Source organism: Sagittula stellata E-37 (genome assembly GCF_039724765.1).
Classification (GTDB): Bacteria; Pseudomonadota; Alphaproteobacteria; order Rhodobacterales; family Rhodobacteraceae; genus Sagittula; species Sagittula stellata.
Genome location: NZ_CP155729.1, coordinates 3153707 through 3169945, shown reverse-complemented (window position 1 = coordinate 3169945; position 16239 = coordinate 3153707). Strand labels below are relative to the sequence as shown.

The 16239-nt window shown below is 66.6% G+C and carries 13 protein-coding genes; 6 read left to right on the top strand and 7 right to left on the bottom strand.

Annotation, left to right across the window (positions count from 1 at the left end):
• Positions 1 to 156: 156 nt before the first annotated feature.
• A complete protein-coding gene (locus tag ABFK29_RS15020) occupies positions 157 to 3777 on the bottom strand; it encodes a hypothetical protein (RefSeq protein WP_005856260.1) in 3621 nt (1206 codons plus the stop codon).
• A gap of 170 nt (positions 3778 to 3947) precedes the next feature.
• Here ABFK29_RS15020 and ABFK29_RS15015 point away from each other — a divergent pair, with 170 nt between their 5' ends.
• Positions 3948 to 4667, top strand: a complete 720-nt coding sequence (locus ABFK29_RS15015; RefSeq protein ID WP_040604185.1) for an SIMPL domain-containing protein — start codon at positions 3948 to 3950, stop codon at positions 4665 to 4667.
• Positions 4668 to 4716: 49 nt separating this feature from the next.
• On the opposite strand, the gene ABFK29_RS15010 is transcribed toward ABFK29_RS15015, so the two are convergent.
• The 3 genes from ABFK29_RS15010 to ABFK29_RS15000 form a co-directional block, all read right to left on the bottom strand.
• Complete coding sequence (locus tag ABFK29_RS15010) at positions 4717 to 6009, bottom strand: O-acetylhomoserine aminocarboxypropyltransferase/cysteine synthase family protein (RefSeq protein WP_005856258.1); 1293 nt, start codon at positions 6007 to 6009, stop codon at positions 4717 to 4719.
• A 167-nt stretch (positions 6010 to 6176) separates the two neighbouring features.
• Positions 6177 to 7322: a WD40/YVTN/BNR-like repeat-containing protein gene (locus ABFK29_RS15005; RefSeq protein ID WP_005856257.1), complete on the bottom strand. Its 1146-nt coding sequence runs from the start codon at positions 7320 to 7322 to the stop codon at positions 6177 to 6179.
• Between the two features lie 148 nt (positions 7323 to 7470).
• Complete coding sequence (locus ABFK29_RS15000) at positions 7471 to 8475, bottom strand: hypothetical protein (protein ID WP_005856256.1); 1005 nt, start codon at positions 8473 to 8475, stop codon at positions 7471 to 7473.
• Between the two features lie 93 nt (positions 8476 to 8568).
• Between ABFK29_RS15000 and ABFK29_RS14995 the strand changes: the two genes are divergently transcribed.
• Positions 8569 to 9120 carry a hypothetical protein gene (locus tag ABFK29_RS14995; RefSeq protein ID WP_157136400.1) on the top strand — a complete coding sequence of 184 codons (552 nt, stop codon included), beginning with the start codon at positions 8569 to 8571 and terminating at the stop codon, positions 9118 to 9120.
• 81 nt (positions 9121 to 9201) lie between these two features.
• On the opposite strand, the gene ABFK29_RS14990 is transcribed toward ABFK29_RS14995, so the two are convergent.
• Entirely contained in the window at positions 9202 to 9894 is a 693-nt protein-coding gene (locus ABFK29_RS14990) for a metal-dependent hydrolase (RefSeq protein WP_040604234.1), read from the bottom strand.
• 318 nt (positions 9895 to 10212) lie between these two features.
• Here ABFK29_RS14990 and gatC point away from each other — a divergent pair, with 318 nt between their 5' ends.
• Genes gatC through ABFK29_RS14970 form a run of 4 tightly spaced genes read left to right on the top strand, consistent with a single transcriptional unit; the run spans position 10213 to position 13419 of the window.
• Positions 10213 to 10500 carry an Asp-tRNA(Asn)/Glu-tRNA(Gln) amidotransferase subunit GatC gene (gatC, locus tag ABFK29_RS14985; RefSeq protein WP_005856253.1) on the top strand — a complete coding sequence of 96 codons (288 nt, stop codon included), beginning with the start codon at positions 10213 to 10215 and terminating at the stop codon, positions 10498 to 10500.
• Positions 10500 to 11987: an Asp-tRNA(Asn)/Glu-tRNA(Gln) amidotransferase subunit GatA gene (gatA, locus tag ABFK29_RS14980; protein WP_005856251.1), complete on the top strand. Its 1488-nt coding sequence runs from the start codon at positions 10500 to 10502 to the stop codon at positions 11985 to 11987. The genes gatC and gatA overlap by 1 nt, the downstream gene beginning before the upstream one ends.
• Before the next feature lie 41 nt (positions 11988 to 12028).
• Positions 12029 to 12739, top strand: a complete 711-nt coding sequence (locus tag ABFK29_RS14975; RefSeq protein WP_040604184.1) for a hypothetical protein — start codon at positions 12029 to 12031, stop codon at positions 12737 to 12739.
• A complete protein-coding gene (locus ABFK29_RS14970; RefSeq protein WP_005856247.1) occupies positions 12736 to 13419 on the top strand; it encodes an N-acetylmuramoyl-L-alanine amidase in 684 nt (227 codons plus the stop codon). Before ABFK29_RS14975 ends, ABFK29_RS14970 begins: the two co-directional genes overlap by 4 nt.
• Here ABFK29_RS14970 and ABFK29_RS14965 read toward each other — a convergent pair.
• The gene (locus ABFK29_RS14965) at positions 13416 to 14816 is read right to left on the bottom strand and encodes a helix-turn-helix domain-containing protein (RefSeq protein ID WP_005856245.1); all 1401 of its coding nucleotides are present in this window, start codon (positions 14814 to 14816) and stop codon (positions 13416 to 13418) included. The two genes, ABFK29_RS14970 and ABFK29_RS14965, sit on opposite strands and share 4 nt — an antisense overlap.
• Before the next feature lie 65 nt (positions 14817 to 14881).
• A complete protein-coding gene (locus tag ABFK29_RS14960; RefSeq protein WP_040604233.1) occupies positions 14882 to 16108 on the bottom strand; it encodes a multidrug effflux MFS transporter in 1227 nt (408 codons plus the stop codon).
• Positions 16109 to 16239: the final 131 nt, after the last annotated feature.

The window sequence follows — 16239 nt, the reverse complement described above, 5'->3', positions numbered from 1 at the left end:
GAGCGTAGGTGGGGAGGGCCGGAGAGACTTCAATGAGGCCGCAACGCAGACCTGCCGAGTATTCCGGAAAGCAGGCGGAACCCCGCTAGGGGGCGGGACAGGTGCGTCAGCTTGCGATGGGACGGCCGCTGCGGCTTGCCCGCAGCAGGGGACCGATCAGCCGCGCGGCATCTGCAGGGTCACGTTGCGCCCGCCCTTGGTGTACCGCAGCTCGGAATCGCCGATGGCGGCGACTCGCCCGCCGTCCAGCTTATCGCCGACCTTCACCTTCAGGTACTTGCCGCTGGCCAGGCGCACCAGCGCGCGGCGGTTGGCGGGGGTGCCATAGACGCCGATCAGGTTGATCCGGCTGAGGTTGATCGCGTTCCGCACCGTGGCAGACGATGCGACCGAAGCGCTCGACGGCACGGAGGGCGCCACGACACGCGGAGCCACGGCGGCGGTCTGGACCGGCTCTGTCGGTCGCTCGCGTTCGGCGCGTTCGACTATGGCGGCCATGTTGCGCGGACGGCCCACCGGTTCCAGCGAGTTGCGCACGGCAAGGTCCGTGGCGGGCGAGGAGGGTTCCTCGTCCGCGGCTTCTTCCTGCGCCGTACGCGGGCGGGCCAGCGGTCGGAACTGTTCCAGCTCTTGAAGGGAGATGCCTCCGAGCGTCGCACGTTCCTGTTGTTCCACCACATCGTCGGGGCGGGCTTCGGGACGGATGCCGGCAAGCGGATCGGTGACTGCCGGCGCGTCGGGCGCGTCGGACGTGGCGGGCGTGTCCGGTGCCGGCAGAGCGGCCAGCTCGACCGGTGGATTGCGTAGCGGCGGCACCACGGGCGGCGGGCCGGTGTAGATGCGCAGGCCGTCTGGCGTCAGCGCGCCTTCGGGTGTGGCGCGCACGACACCGCGCTCGTCGATGTCGAACGTCATGCCTGCGGGCGGCGGCAGGCCGGGATCCACGGGGAACGGTTGAGAGAGCAGATCCGGCGCCTCGGGCAGCGCCACGGCGTCGAACATCCGCACCGAGGGGTCGATGGAGGCGACGTACACGTTGTCGACGCCATCGTCCGGCGGCGTCAGAGGGGAGGCGGGGGACCGCTGCCATATGCCCGTCGCGGCATAGGTCGCGTCGGCTTCTTCGGGTGTCAGCGCGCGGGGCGCCTCGGGCAGGTTGCGCGGCGCGGGGGCGTCCGTGGTGTCGACCGGCTCCGTGTTCAGGGCGGCAACATCGACGGAGTCGGCCTGCGCGTCGGGGGCGGTTTGATCGCTGCCCGTTGCCTCCGGCGTCGCGGCGGGTGTCGAGGTCTCAGCGGGGGTCCCGGTGACCGCCGGATCGGGCAGCGCCGCGACCGCTGTCGGTTCGTCCTGCCCCCGGAAGAAGCGGGCGAGCCCGTCCTCAAGGAAAACGGAGGCCCAGGCCGCCACGCCCACGAGGAACAGCAGCAGGCCCGCCGTCAGAATCAGCCCGAGAAAGCGTGGTTTGCCGCCCACCGCCTGCTGTTCCCGCGCGCCGAAAACGGTCATGCGATCACGTTCTTCGCGCGGGCTCATCTGGCTGCGGCGGTCGCGTTCGAGCGCGGGCTTGCCGGGTGTGACCGGCGCAATGTCGGGCGCGGTGCGGGCGACGGGCTTGGCGACGGGCAGCGGCAGATCGTCGACCGGTTCGGGATCGGGCTGGATCTTCAGCGGCGACAGCGGCGCGCCGGTGGGCGCGGGGGGAATGCGGTCAGGGGTTGCGTTCAGCTTGGCCAGCTTTGCGACGCGCGCGGCGGCGGGTGGTACCGCATCGGGGGCGCGCAGAGCCGCTAGGCGGGCAAGCGGGTTGCCGCCGGAGGCCGCCATGGCGACGGCGGGCGGGGGCGTATCGACCGGCGCAGGCGCGGGCGTCTTGTCACGCCGGGTCAGGCGCAATCCCGGCTTGCGTTTCTTCGGGGCGCTCTCTGCCGGGTTTGCGCGCGGTGCTGCGGCCGCAGGGGCCGGGTTGTCCGTCGCGGTTGCAGCGCGCTTGCCCTTGCCCTTGCGGCCCAGCCGCAGCCCGGATTTCTTCGGGCGTGGTTCGCTTTCCGGCATGCCGGTCTGGCGCGGCAGGGGGGACCCGAATTTCGGTGTCTCTCCGGTCTGCGGGTTGGCGGCGCCGACGGTCGGTGCGGAGGTCCCGGCCTCCGGATGGGAGGGCACGCCAAGCGGTCGGGCCGGGCCGTCGGCCTCCGGGCGTCCCGCCGCGCCGAGCGTTGGGGCCGCAGTGCTGGCATCGGGACGGGACGGTGCGCCAAGCGCACGCGATGGCGCAGCTGACGGCCGGTCGGCCGCAGGGCCGACGGGGCGAGGCGCGGGGGGCAGCGGTGCCTGTTGCGTGCCCGGCGCGGAGGCTGCAGGGGTCGTCCCCGGCGCAGGTGCCTTGGGCAGCGGCGTGTTGCCCGCAGGCAGCGTGGTTTCGTCCGCCCGGGCAGTCAGCGGCGTGCCGGGCGCAGGGGGCGTGGCGGGTGATGCGGGCTGGATGGGCGGCGCTTCGGACGTGCGGCCCAGCGGCATGGCTGCCGGTTTCAGATCGGCCAGACCTTCGATGTGGTCGGAGGTGACTTGCGAGTCGCGGGTGCGCATGTCCGGCGTGGCGAGCGGCGTGAAGCGCGCCCGCCGCGGCGGCACCTCGGTCGATGGCACGAGGTTCGGGCGCGGCGCCGGAGGCACGCGCCCGTCGGCGCGCAGTGCGCGGGATGTGGAGAAGGCGACGGGGGCTGTCTCGGTTTGATCGGTGTCTGTCGCGGCGTCGTCCAGACGGTCCGGCGCGCCATCGGATGTCCGCGCGGTCACGGGTTCCGGGCGCTCGGGTGCGTCCATCTCCGGCAGTGCAGGCATCGCGGGCAGCGTGTCGGTGTCTGGCTCCGGTAGCGTAGCAAAGGCCGGGATCGTTTTTTCGCCAAAGCCAAGGCGCGCGGCTTCGGCGCCCGCAGAGGCGGCCTCTGCCGCCGTGTCGTCCGTTCCGGCGTCCGACGACGGCGCTGTCCGGCCTGCCTGTGCCTCGTCCTCTGCCGTCGGTGCGAAGTTGGCGGGCGCGCGGTACACTGGCGCGTCGTCGCGCAGCGGCAGCACGGGACCGTCGTCCGGTAGATTCGTGGGGGCCGGTGCCATGTTGCGCGCTTCGGGCAGTTCCGCCGCCGCATGGTCGGGCAGTTCGGCTGTGCCGAATGGTTCCGGCGCGGCGACCGGTTCGGCCCGGCGCGAGGTTGGCGCGGCGGAGGCAACCGGTGTCAGCGCCGCTTCGTTCGCCGCCACGATCTCGATGGCACGGGAGGGGCGGTCGGCCGCGCGTTTCCACGTCCGCGCCTTGCCGAAGTAGACCGCGCCGTCGAACGCGCCTTCGGGGGCCTGGGCAAGATGGCACACCGGGGTGAAGCCGTGTTCCTTTGCAAAGGTCTCGGCCTCGTCCAGCGTCTCGCGCGCGACAGCCGCGATCTGAAGGCGTCCGCCCACCAGAGCGTGATCATAGGCCAGAGCGCTCAGCGGGTAGGGCGTCGCACCGTCCAGCGCGGCGCGGATGGCGGCATCGCGGGCAGCGGTGTCCCCGCCGAAGTCCGGTATGTCCAGAAAGCGGATCTGCTCCGTCGGGATGACGATGGCGACCTCGGCCCCTTTCGGGTCGAGCTTCTCGGCACGGTCGCGCATGGCGATGACCGCGACATCCAGATCCGGATTGTCGATGGGCACTTCTTCGATGCGGGCCCATGTGGACCCGATACGACGCAGCAGGGCGATGCCTTCGAACGAAAGGGCGAGCGCAAAATTCGATACCATGGCGCGGGTCTTACCAGTCCTGCCGTGCTCGGGGGAGGGTTTATCCCTTTTTCACGAAGTATATGGCAACTCTTCGCCGAGGGGAAGAAAGACCTCGCCCGGGGGATGGACGCGGACCGCCCGATGACCGACCCTTGGGCGGAAATGTTCCCTGATTTTAGGATGTTGCGATGCGCTTCATAACGATGATTTTACTTGTGGCGATGACCGGGCCGGCCTTTGCCCAGGAAACGCCCGGACAGGCGCCTGCCCAGGCCCCCGGCCGCATGACTGTTTCGGGCGAGGCGAAAGTCGTGGCCACCCCCGACATGGCGGTTCTGAGGCTCGGTGCGCAGGGCCGTGGAGAAACCGCAGCAGAGGCGATGGATTCGACCTCGGCCGCAGTGTCGGCGATCCTGGCGCGGCTGCAGGAGCTCGGCGTTGCGGAGAACGACATCAAGACCACCTCGCTCAACCTTTCGGAAGAGCGGCGCTGGAACCGCGAGCAGGAAGTCGAGGTGTTCGAAGGCTACCTTGCGGAGAACATCGTGGAGGTGCGTGTGCGCGACCTCGACTCGCTCGGCGCGATTCTCGGCGACGTGCTGGACGAGGGGGCGAACCGGATGCAGGGTCTGCAGTTCACCCTGCAGGACCCGCGCGAGGTCGAGGACGAGGCACGCCGCCGCGCTGTTGCGGACGCGCGTGCCAAGGCGGAACTCTACGCCGAAGCCGCAGGCGTGTCGCTGGGTACGCTGGTCACGCTGACCGACAGCGCGACGCCGATCGTGCGCCCGATGGACCTGGCAGAGCCGGTGGTGATGGAAGCCCGCGCCGCCAAGGACGTGCCCGTCGCGGCGGGCGAGATCGAGATCCGCGCCGAGGTCACGATGACCTACGCGCTGGGTCAATAATAAAGCGGGGCAGGGCGGAGGCGATCCGCCCTGCCGTCACGCTGTCAGATTACGACAGCGACTTGTGCAGCGCCTGATCCAGATCGGCGATCAGGTCCTTCGCGTCTTCGATCCCGATGGAAATCCGCACCACGTCCGGCGCCGCCCCTGCGGCGACCTGCTGCTCTTCGGTGAGCTGGCGGTGGGTGGTGGAGGCGGAGTGGATCACCAGGCTGCGGGTGTCGCCGAGGTTGGCGACATGGCTGAAGATTTCCAGCGAATCCACAAACTTGACGCAGGCCTCGTAGCCGCCTTTCAGTGCGACGGTGAACAGCCCGCCCGCGCCTTTCGGGCAGATGCGTGCCACCCGGTCGTGATAGGGCGAACTGGCGAGACCGGCATAGGTCACGCCCTTCACCGCCTCGTGCTTTTCCAGCCACTCGGCGATCTGCCTGGCGTTCTCCACGTGTTTCTGCATCCGCAGGCTCAGCGTCTCGATGCCCATCAGCGTGTAATGCGCCGCTTGCGGGTTGAGCGTCATACCGAGGTCGCGCAACCCGATGGCGATGCCGTGGAAGGTGAAGGCCAGCGGGCCGAACGTCTCGTGGAACTTCAGGCCGTGGTAGGCCGGTTCCGGCGCCGAAAGAGACGGGAACTTGTCCGAGGCGGACCAGTCGAAATTGCCGGAATCGACCACGGCGCCGCCGGTGACCGTGCCGTTGCCGGTCAGGTACTTGGTCATCGAGTGCACGACCAGCGTCGCACCGTGTTCGATGGGGCGGCAGAGGTAGGGCGTGGCAGAGGTGTTGTCGACGATCAGCGGCAGCCCGGCCTTGTCTGCCACGGCCGCGATCGCGTCGAGATCGGTGATGTAGCCGCCCGGGTTGGCGATGGATTCGCAGAACACGGCGCGGGTGTCGTCGTCGATGGCCGCGGCCACGGCGTCGAGGTCGTCGAAGTCGACGAAGGTCGCGGACCAGCCGAAGCGCTTGATGGTCTGGCTGAACTGGGTGATCGAGCCGCCATAAAGCCGGGTCGACACCACGACGTTGCGCCCCGGTGCCATCAGCGGGAACAGCGCCATGATCTGCGCCGCGTGGCCGGAGGAACAGCAGACCGCGCCGACACCGCCTTCAAGCACCGCGACACGTTCCTGCAGCGCGGCGACGGTGGGGTTGGTCAGGCGGGAATAGATGTAGCCCACTTCCTGAAGGTTGAAGAGCGCGGCGGCATGTTCGGCATCGCGAAAGACGTAGGCCGTGGTCTGGTAGATCGGCACCTGCCGCGCGCCGGTGGCCGGATCGGGCCGGGCGCCCGCATGGATTTGCAGCGTGTCAAAGCCGAACTGGGGTGCGTCTGTCATATGATCCTCTCCCTCTGGACGAATTTGGCGCGACGGTATGCGAAGCGACGGGGGCCGACAAGCGCAAGCGCCCGTGCCGGGGAGCATGGTGGAGGGAACATTGCCTTTGCGTCAGGCCGGGTGGGGCGCGGTCGTAGGGTGGAGATTCTCCACCCTCCGCGCTCCGGTCAGTGCGCGGCCTCGACGCAGAGGACCGTAGGCAGATGCTGCGCCAGTTCCTGCCAGTTGTCGCCCTCGTCGAAACTGGCAAAGACCGAGCCGGAGTTCGTGCCGAACCACAGGCCCGCGCCCGGATCGGTGGCCATCGCCTGCCGCAGCACCGTGAAGTAGCAGTTTTCCTGAGGCAGACCGGTACGGCAGGCTTTCCACGTGTCGCCCCCGTCGCGCGATCGCCAGACGGCGGCGCTGGCGTCGGGCGGGTAGCGGCCGTCGCTGTCGCCGTTGAGCGGAAGGGTCCATATCGTGTCGGGCTTCTGCGGGTGAACGGCAATCGGGAAGCCGAAGGTGGAGGGCAGCCCTTCGGTGATGTCGTCCCAAGACCTCCCGCCATCCCGTGACCGGAACACACCGTGGTGGTTCTGCTGGTAAAGCAGGTCTTCCTCACCGCCCGCGCGAACGATGCTGTGGACGCAATGACCGGTCTCGCCGTCCCTCGGACCGGCCGGGTGGTGCGTGTGTCCGCAGGGGCCGAGGTTGCCCAGCCGGTTGCGCCGCTCCCAGCTTGCGCCGCCATCGTCGCTGGCGAACACGCCCGCGGCAGAGATCGCCAGCCAGATCTTGTCCGGACTCCTCGGATCGGACACGATGGTGTGCAGCACGAGCCCCGCGGCGCCGGGCTGCCAGCTGTCGGAAGAGGGGTGGTCCGTCAGGCTGTTCACCGGTTGCCAGGATAACCCATTGTCATCGCTGGAAAAGAGTGTCGCGGGTTTTGCTCCGGCGTAGATCCGGTCACCCGCCTTGGCCAGCGACCAGATCGCTTTGATCCGTCCGCTGTAGGGCGCTGGGTCGGTGGACGCGTCGATGCCGAAGATCTTCGCGGCCTCAGGGTCGGCGCGGGCCCATGTGTCCATCTCCCCGTCGGCGAGCTTGACCACGTCCCACGACACGCCTTCATCGGTGGAGCGCCAGATCCCCGCGCCCGGGAAATCGCCGCCGCCGCCAGCCAGCATCACGCCATCCGCCCCCAGCGCGTGGTTGATGGGCCATCCGCCGCAATGTGGCCCTGACAGGACCCACCCGTCGCGCCCGTTGGCAGACTTCAGCAGGAAAAGGCCCTTGGTGGTGCCGATGAAGATGGTGGTGCTTTTGCTCATTGCAAAACTCCTGTCGCTTAGAACGAGATTATCAGCTTTCCCCCGTCTTGTGCGAAAAGAGTTGATATCCACCCATTGGCGCGCGCAAGCCAGCGACGCCTTGTCCATGGATGCCGATCCGGTCCCCGGCCCGGTGGGCCGGACCCGCCTAGCGCATCCAGAAACCTTCCCGCTTCAAGGTGTTGCGGATTGCCTGTTCGCGGCGGGGCAGGTCGTCGCGGTCGAACAGCGCGCGCGCTTTCTGACCGCGCCCCTGGTAGATCATGCGCTTGAAGGGATCGTATTGCTTGAGCAGTTTCTTCAGGCGGTTGGGTTCGCTCACGCTTTCCAGCACCTCCACCGCCTTGTCCGATTCGCGCGCGTAGAGCATCGGGATGGTGCGGTAGTGACATGTGACGGAACCGTCCAGCAGGCCCGCGGGCAAGGTGTCCTTGCCGCCGCCGAAAGAATGGATCACCAGCGGCAGCGCCACCTGGTCCAACCACGGGTCGAGGGACTGACAAACCAGCGCCTCGGGCGGGGTGTCGCGGATCTCCAGCGCGTAATCGAGGAAGCGCTGCCCGAAGGTCCTCGGGCACCTGTAGAAGAAGAACCCGGCGTTGAAGTAGAGATACCGCTGCCAGTATTCGTCCGGCTGGGTCAGGTCGAGGCTCGACCCGAAATCTAGCCCGAAGCGGTCATACAGCGATTTCCAGATGCCGCCGTAGCCGGGGCCGTAAAGCTCGGGCTGCGGCCAGGTTCCCTCTCGGCGCAGCGATGCGGTGGGCCGGTCGAAGTCGAACGGCACCGATCCGAGGTCGTCCAACACCAGCGTGTCGGTGTCGAAGAACACGAAGGGTTCGCCCTCGGGCAGGGCAAACAGTGCCTCGATCTTGTTGCCGTAAGGGTATTTGTTGCCGAAGTGGCGCGCCTCGAAAGACACGAAGGTCGCGCCGAGGTCGGTGAGCGCCTCTCTGATCTCCGGGTCGCGGATCGTCGGGTCGTTGGGCCAGAGGTCGCCGGGCGCGGGTTCGGCTACGAACAGGCGGAACCCGTCCCTGGGCGAGCGTTCGGCGCGGGAAGCGGCGAACAATAGTGCCTCGTAGGCGAGGCGGTCGTTCTGGCCGACGATAAGAATATTGACGGTTTGCGCGTCGCGCTCGGGGCGTGGCATGGTGAGGCTGCTCGCATTTTTCCGGCAGTATACGCGAGGTTGCGCAGACAGAAAGCGCCGATCTGCCGAAAGGTCATGGAGAGGGAGGTTGAGATGCTGGATGTGGTTCTGGTGTTGATCGCGCTGGCGACGGGCGGCGGTGGCGCAGGCCCCGAGCGGGAGACGCTGACCCTGACGCCCGCGGAGGCCCCTGTCGCCGCTTCATCGTCCGAGGAGGCGCCGCCGCCCGTGGCCTCGTCCGAGGAGACGCCCGCAGCGCTTCCCTATGAGGCCGAACCGCAGGTGGCCACGGGCCGTTTCCTCACCGCGCTCGAGATCAAGCCGATCATGGGCGCCACCCGGGCCAACTGGGTTGCGGTGCGTGAATGGGACGGGCAGGACCTGATCTACGTGACCCATATCTGGAGCTGGCGTTGCGGGCTCGCTGCAATGAAGCTGGGCGTGAACGGCGCGGCGCCCGAGGATTGGCCCCTGCCGCCCTGTCACGAGGACACGGCCCAGCCCAATGCCATGCTGGAAAGCGACGGGCTGCCCTACAGGGCTTTCCCGCTGAAGTCGGTCGAGACCGTCACGGTGGAGTTGATCTACGACGATCTGACGACGGAGCGGTCGACCTTCAACCGTCAGGGCGTCTTGATGCCTTGACACGGGCGGCGCGCAGCCCCGCCCTACGGTCCGCAGCGACCGACCGCACCCGGTGCGATACGACCCGGGTGCGGTGCGTACTCAGACCTCTATGGGCTCAAGCACCTGCGGCTCGATCACGGTGACGCCGGGCAGGCCGGCTGCCAGCTTTTCGGCCGACTGTTCGAGCGCCGGGAACGTGCGGTAGTGGCATGGGATCACGGTCTTGAAATCGAAGTACTTTTTCGCGGCATAGGCGGCCATTTCCATGTCCATCGTGTAGTAGCCGCCCGCCGAGATGATGCCGATCGTCGGTTTGAAGTACTCCGCGATCCACGCCATGTCGGCCATCGGGCAGGTGTCGCCGGAGAGATACAGCACCGTCCCGCCGCTTTCGATGACAAAGCCCGCTTCCTGCCCCATGTAGGTTGCCACACCGTCGACCTTCATCGACGAGGAATGCGAGGCCGGGACCATGGTGACCTTCACGTCTCCGAAGCTGACGGAGCCGCCCATGTTGAACGCGTGACCTTCCTTTGCGCCCATCGCCTGCAGCGCATGGCCAAGCTCGAAGATGGCGTGCACAGGCGCGCCCGTGCGGTTGGACACGTCCACGATGTCGTCCGTGTGGTCGAAATGCCCGTGGGTGAGGAGGATCTGCGTGGCCCCCTCGATGGCGGCGTCGGTGTCTTTGCCGTCCATCATCGGGTTGCCGTCGATCCACGGATCGATCAGCAGCACCTCGCCACCCGTTTCGATGCGGAAGCCGCCGTGACCCATCCAGGTGATCTTCATGTCCATTCTCCATCTGGCCTTTGCGTGAAGGCTAGCAGGCCGCGGCCCGAAGGCCAGAGGCGAGGCAAGCAAAATCCGGCGGTCGCGTGAGAAATCGGATTTGCCGGATGGCTCGGGCCGGTCTCGGCATCTGGGGCACGCTGCGGGGCCGATCGTGCTTCGAACGCCTGAATGGCGGCGTTCGGTGTATGGTATCGGGAAAAACGTGCAGCGTCGCCGTGCATGGCATGTCCGGTGCGGCGTTGCCCCGACACATGCTTGCGGGCCGGGCGGCAGGACGGTAAAGCGGCGCTTGAACTTTCTGCGAAAGAGGCCCCCATGTCGATCGACATCGAGACCGCCGCCCGCGTCGCCAAGCTTGCGCGGATCAAGGTGGAAGAGGACGACCTGCCCGCGCTGGCAAATGCCTTCAACGACATCCTCGGGTTCATCGAGCAACTGAACGAGGTAGATGTCGACGGGGTGGAGCCCATGGTCTCCGTCACGCCGATGCGGCTGAAACGCCGCCAGGACGGGGTGACGGACGGAGGCATGCAGGACAAGGTCCTGTCGAATGCGCCGGATGCCCGGGAAGGCTTCTTTGCGGTTCCGAAGGTGGTCGAGTGATGAGCGAACTGACGAAACTGAAGATTGCCGAGGCGCGCGATGCGCTGCGTTCCGGTGACGTGACTTCTGCGGAACTGACCGATGCGTGCCTTGCGGCCATCGACAACGCGGACGCTTTGAATGCTTTCGTGCACAAAACGCCGGATATCGCGCGCGAACAGGCCGCTGCGGCAGATGCACGGCTGAAGACGGGCGATGCCCCGGACCTGTGCGGCATCCCGTTGGGCATCAAGGACCTGTTCTGCACCAAAGGCGTGGCGTCACAGGCGGCCTCGCGCATCCTCGAAGGCTTCCGGCCAGAGTACGAGTCGACCGTCACGACCAAGCTGTTCGAGGCGGGATCGGTCATGCTGGGCAAGCTCAACATGGACGAATTCGCCATGGGGTCGTCGAACGAGACCTCTGTCTACGGCAACGCCGTGAACCCGTGGCGGCGCGGCAATGACGATGCACACCTGACACCCGGGGGGTCTTCGGGCGGCTCCGCTGCGGCTGTCGCGGCGGATCTGTGCCTCGGCGCGACCGGCACCGACACCGGTGGCTCCATCCGCCAGCCTGCCGCTTTCACCGGCATCACCGGGATCAAACCGACCTACGGGCGCTGCTCGCGCTGGGGCATCGTGGCTTTCGCCTCCTCGTTGGACCAGGCCGGGCCAATGGCCAAGGATGTGCGCGACGCGGCAATCATGTTGCAGGCGATGTGCGGACATGACCCGAAGGATTCCACCTCTGCCGACCTGCCGGTTCCGGACTTCGAGTCCATGCTGACCGGTGATATCAAGGGCAAGAAAATCGGTATTCCCAAGGAATACCACATGGATGGCATGCCCGCCGAGATCGACGCCCTGTGGGCGTCCGGTCGCGACATGCTGCGGGACGCGGGTGCAGAGATCGTCGATATTTCGCTTCCGCACACGAAATACGCACTGCCCGCCTATTATGTGATCGCTCCTGCAGAGGCATCGTCCAACCTGGCACGGTATGATGGCGTGCGGTATGGCCACAGAGCGAAGCTGAGCCAGGGTGACGGCATCACGGAGATGTATGAAAACACCCGTGCCGAAGGGTTCGGCGAAGAGGTCAAGCGCCGCGTGATGGTCGGCACCTACGTGTTGTCGGCAGGCTTCTACGACGCTTACTACAATCGTGCGCGAAAGGTCCGGACCCTTATCAAGAAGGACTTCGAGGACGCGTTTCATGCAGGAATCGACGCGATTCTGACACCGGCGACCCCCTCTGCCGCCTTTGGCCTGGGCGAGATGGTCGAGGCGGATCCAGTCGCAATGTACCTCAACGACGTCTTCACCGTGACTGTCAACCTGGCCGGTCTGCCGGGGGTCTCCGTGCCCGCGGGGCTGAACGGGCAGGGCCTGCCGCTCGGGCTTCAACTGATTGGTCGCCCGTGGGAAGAGGGCGATCTGCTGAATACCGCCTATGCGCTGGAACGGGCGGCGGGTTTTGTTTCCAAACCAGTGCAATGGTGGTAAGGCGCTCGCCTAAAGAACCGGTGGGACAGGCAGGACATCTGATGCGGTATATCCTTTGTGGAGTGGCGGCACTTGCGCTGACGGCGTGCACGACTTCTGTACCCGACAGCGCGGCAGGGGTTGTCGATCCGGGACAGGGTGTCGGCTTCAACAACTACGACACCTATCGTGCGGAACGGGAGGCGCAACTGAACGGCACAACCGGCCAGTCCGGCGTGATCACGCCGCCGGCTGCCGTGCAATCCGGAACGCTCGATCCGCAGGACGCTGCCGCCGCACGGCAGGCTGCGGCTCTGAACTCCGGCCAGGCGCCCATCGATGCGTCGCCTTCCAATCCGGCGCCGCAGATCGTCGAGAATTCCGCCGGTATTTCCGGTGAGAACGACTTCAATGCCGTGTCGGCACAGCGTGACATCGCCGCCGACGCGGCGCTGATCCAGCAGAACCGAGCGCAATATCAGGTGATCCAGCCGACCGACCTGCCGACGCGCCCGGGCACCAACCGGCCGAACATCGTCGAATACGCCTTGCGCACGACGAACCCGGTGGGCACGACGCTGTACAAGCGGTCGTCCCTGCGGGCTGAGACGCGCTATCAGAATTCCTGCGGTTCTTTCGCGTCGCCGGACCTTGCGCAGGAAGAGTTCCTCGCGCTTGGCGGCCCCGAGAAGGACCGCAAAGGCATGGACCCGGACGGCGACGGCTACGCCTGCGGCTGGAATCCTGCGCCGTTCCGTGCCGCGAAGGGATGACGGAAGAGCCGGTCTGGCATCCTTCCCCAAACGTCGGTGACCGGCGCGACTGCGCCGCGCCGGATATGATCGTCCTGCACTACACCGCGATGAAGACCGCGGAGGCCGCCCGTGACCGGCTGTGCGATCCGGCTGCGCAGGTCTCGGCGCATTACGTCGTTGCCGAGGATGGGCGCACTTGGCAACTGGTGCGTGAAACGCATCGCGCCTGGCATGCCGGGGCGGGGGCGTGGGGTCCGGTCCGCGACGTGAATTCTCACAGTATCGGGATCGAGATCGCGAATACTGGTGCCGCGCCATTCCCGGAGCGGCAAATGGTGGTGGTCGAAAACCTGCTGCGTCGTGTCATGGCGCGCTGGCGGATCGCGCCTGAAAGGGTCGTCGGGCATTCCGACACGGCGCCGGGGCGCAAGATCGACCCGGGCCCCCGTTTCGACTGGCGCAGGCTGGCACTGCAGGGGGTGGCGGTTTGGCCCGACGACACCGGCGATCCGGGGCAGTTCCTGCACGATGCACGACGTTTCGGTTACGATGTGGATGCCGTTGGCGAGGATGTCGTTCTGAACGCCTTCCGCATGCGGTTTCGTCCTGGGGCCAAAGGGCCGTTGGAGGACGAAGATCGGCGTTTGATGCACGATCTTGCCAACCGATGGCCCGTCGCGCAGGTCGCGCTCGTCTAATCCAGCTTGTAGGGAAGGACGTCGCGCCGGTTCGGCGTGGTCGTCAGACGCTTTTCCAGCGGCGGAACGGAGCGTTGGTGGCAAGAGGTCCGCTCGCAGATCCGGCACGAGATCCCGATGGGCTCGAAGGCGGAAGCGCGGGTGAAATCCATGTCGTCTGCGTAGACCAGCGCGGCGGCGTGGCGCACTTCGCACCCGATGGAAATCGCATAGCGCCGCACGGGCGCCCCGAAATGTCCGCCCGTTTTCGAGACGTCGCGCGCGAGGGAAATGTAGCGCACACCGTCCGGTGTCTCGGCCAGTTGGCGCAGGAAACGCCCCGGTGTCTCGAAGGCGCGGTGCACGTTCCACAGGGGGCAGGCTCCGCCGAACCGCGCGAATTGCAGCCGCGTGGCAGAGTGTCTCTTGGTGATCGTTCCGGCCTGATCGACGCGGACGAAGAAGAACGGCACGCCCTTCGCGCCGGGGCGCTGCAGGGTCGACAGGCGGTGGGCGACCTGCTCGATGGATGCACCGAAACGGGCGGCGAGCAGTTCTAGGTCGTGACGGGTTTCCTGCGCAGCCGACAGGAAGGCCTTGTAGGGCATCATGGCGGCACCGGCGAAGTAGTTCGCCAGCCCCAGTTTGGCGATGGCGCGCGCCTCTTCGCTTTGGAACCGCGCGAGGTCGAGTGTCGCCTCCAGCAATTGGTTCTGCCGCAGAAGCGCGATCTGCACGAAAAGCTGGAAGGTCTGCGTCTCGACCGGCAAGAGCGAGGACAGGGTCAGTTCCTGCCGCTCCGTGTCGAAGGCACGCATTGGCGCGGCCTGCACGAACCGGACCTTGATGCCGCCGATTTCCAGACGCGCAACGGCGGCTGTGCGCAGGTCGCCCTCGCTGGCCAGCAGCCCGGCGAAGTGTTCGGCGGCGCGATCAACGGCGTCGATGTAGTTGTCGCAATAGTGGAAGAAATCGCGCACCTCTTCCCACGGGGACGGTTGCAACTGCGAGCCTTCGCGTCCAAGCGCCTCATCGAGGGAGGCCAACCGTTCATGGGTCTGGCGGTAGGCGCGGTGCAGGGCGAGAAAGGCGCGCGCCAGAACCGGGGCGTTCGAGGCTGTCAGGCGGAGGTCGGCCAGTTGCGGCGTGGCATCGCCGAAGATCGGGTCAGCCAGTGCCTCGCGCATGTCGGTGACCAGACGTTCCGCGTCGCCTTGCCCCAGCTCGGTGACGTCGAAACCGAATTCCTGTGCCAGCGCCAGGACAACCGTCGTCGACACCGGACGGTTGTTGTTTTCCATCTGGTTGAGGTACGGCAGCGAGATGCCCAGCTTGGCCGCGAAATCCTTCTGGGTCAGCGACAGACGACCGCGGATGTCCCGCAGCTTTGCGCCGGCATAGAGTTTCTGGGTGGCCATGGTCGTCCTGCTGTCTGCGGGTTTTGCAATTTTGCGGCTGCTCGCCCCACTTTTTGCAACTTCGCTCAGGCTGCGTCCAGCCCCCTCAGTTGCCGCTCACGCCAGATCACCAGAGAGATGGCCAGGATCGAGGCGACGGAAGAGCCAAACATCATCCACAGGAGCGGCCATGCCCCGGTTTCCGGTGTCAGCATCGTGCCGGCCATTTGCGACAGCCCTGCGCCGCCGCCCAGCATGATCGCACCGGCAAGACCCGAGGCGGTGCCGGCCAGATGCGGACGCACCGAAAGGGCGCCGGCGGTGGCGTTGGGGATGCACATGCCGTTGCCAAGGCCGACCAGCGTCATGAAGCCGAAGAAGGTCCACTGGCTGCCGAACCCCGCCGCGAAGACAAGGATCGACACCGCGAGGCCGATCGTCACGATGAAGGCCCCCCAGAGGATCATGCGATTGATCCCGAAGCGGGCGGAGAACCGTCCCGACAAGAAGTTGCCGAGGAAATAGCCCACCGCCGGAGCGCCGAAGAAATACCCGAGGTTGGCGGTGGTCAGGCCGAAGACCTCGATGCCGACAAAAGACGCGCCGCCCACGTAGGAGAAGAACGCACCGGACGAGAAGGCGCAAGCCAGCGCGTAGCCCCAGAACCGCGGCGAGCGGAGAAGCTCGGGGTACTGGCTGAACTGCTTGCCAAGGGTCAGCCCGCTTCTGGTGGCGGTTTCACCGAGGTCGGCCCAGACGAGGGCCAGCATCGCGACGCCCGCGACCAGCATCAGCCAGAAGTTGGAGTGCCAGCCGAAGGCCTCGGCCAGGGCGCCGCCGAAGATCGGTGAGATCATCGGGACCAGCGACATGCCCATCGTGACATATCCGATCATCGAGGCGGCCTTGTCCGGGGGGTAGAGGTCGCGGACCACGGCGCGGGACAGGACCATGCCGACGACCACGCTGGCCTGCATCATGCGGAAGGCGAGGAAGACCTCCACCTTTGTGGCCATGATGCAGCCGACGGTCGCCAGCACGAAGATCGCGAGCCCTCCCAGGATCACCGGCCGCCGCCCGAGGTTGTCGGCAATCGGCCCGATCAGCAGTTGGAGGACGGCGTTCATCAGCAGCGTTAGCGAGATCGCGAGCTGCATAATGTGGTACTCGGTCTCGTACCAGTCCGCCATGATCTGCAGCGCCGGAACGAAGACGTTGAGCGTCAGCGCGGTCATGCTGGCCAACAGGACAAGCGTCAGGATATGAGGGGGTGTGGTGCGGTCGAGAAACCGCTTTTGTCTGCTGGGCGTCATGCCGAAAACGGGTAGGGCGGCACGGGCGGTTTGTCCATGCGGATACATGTCCATTTCATGCATTATTCAAATTTGCAATTTGCGATAGTGCGTATTTCCAGAATTTGCAAATTTGCGAGGAAATGCTTGAG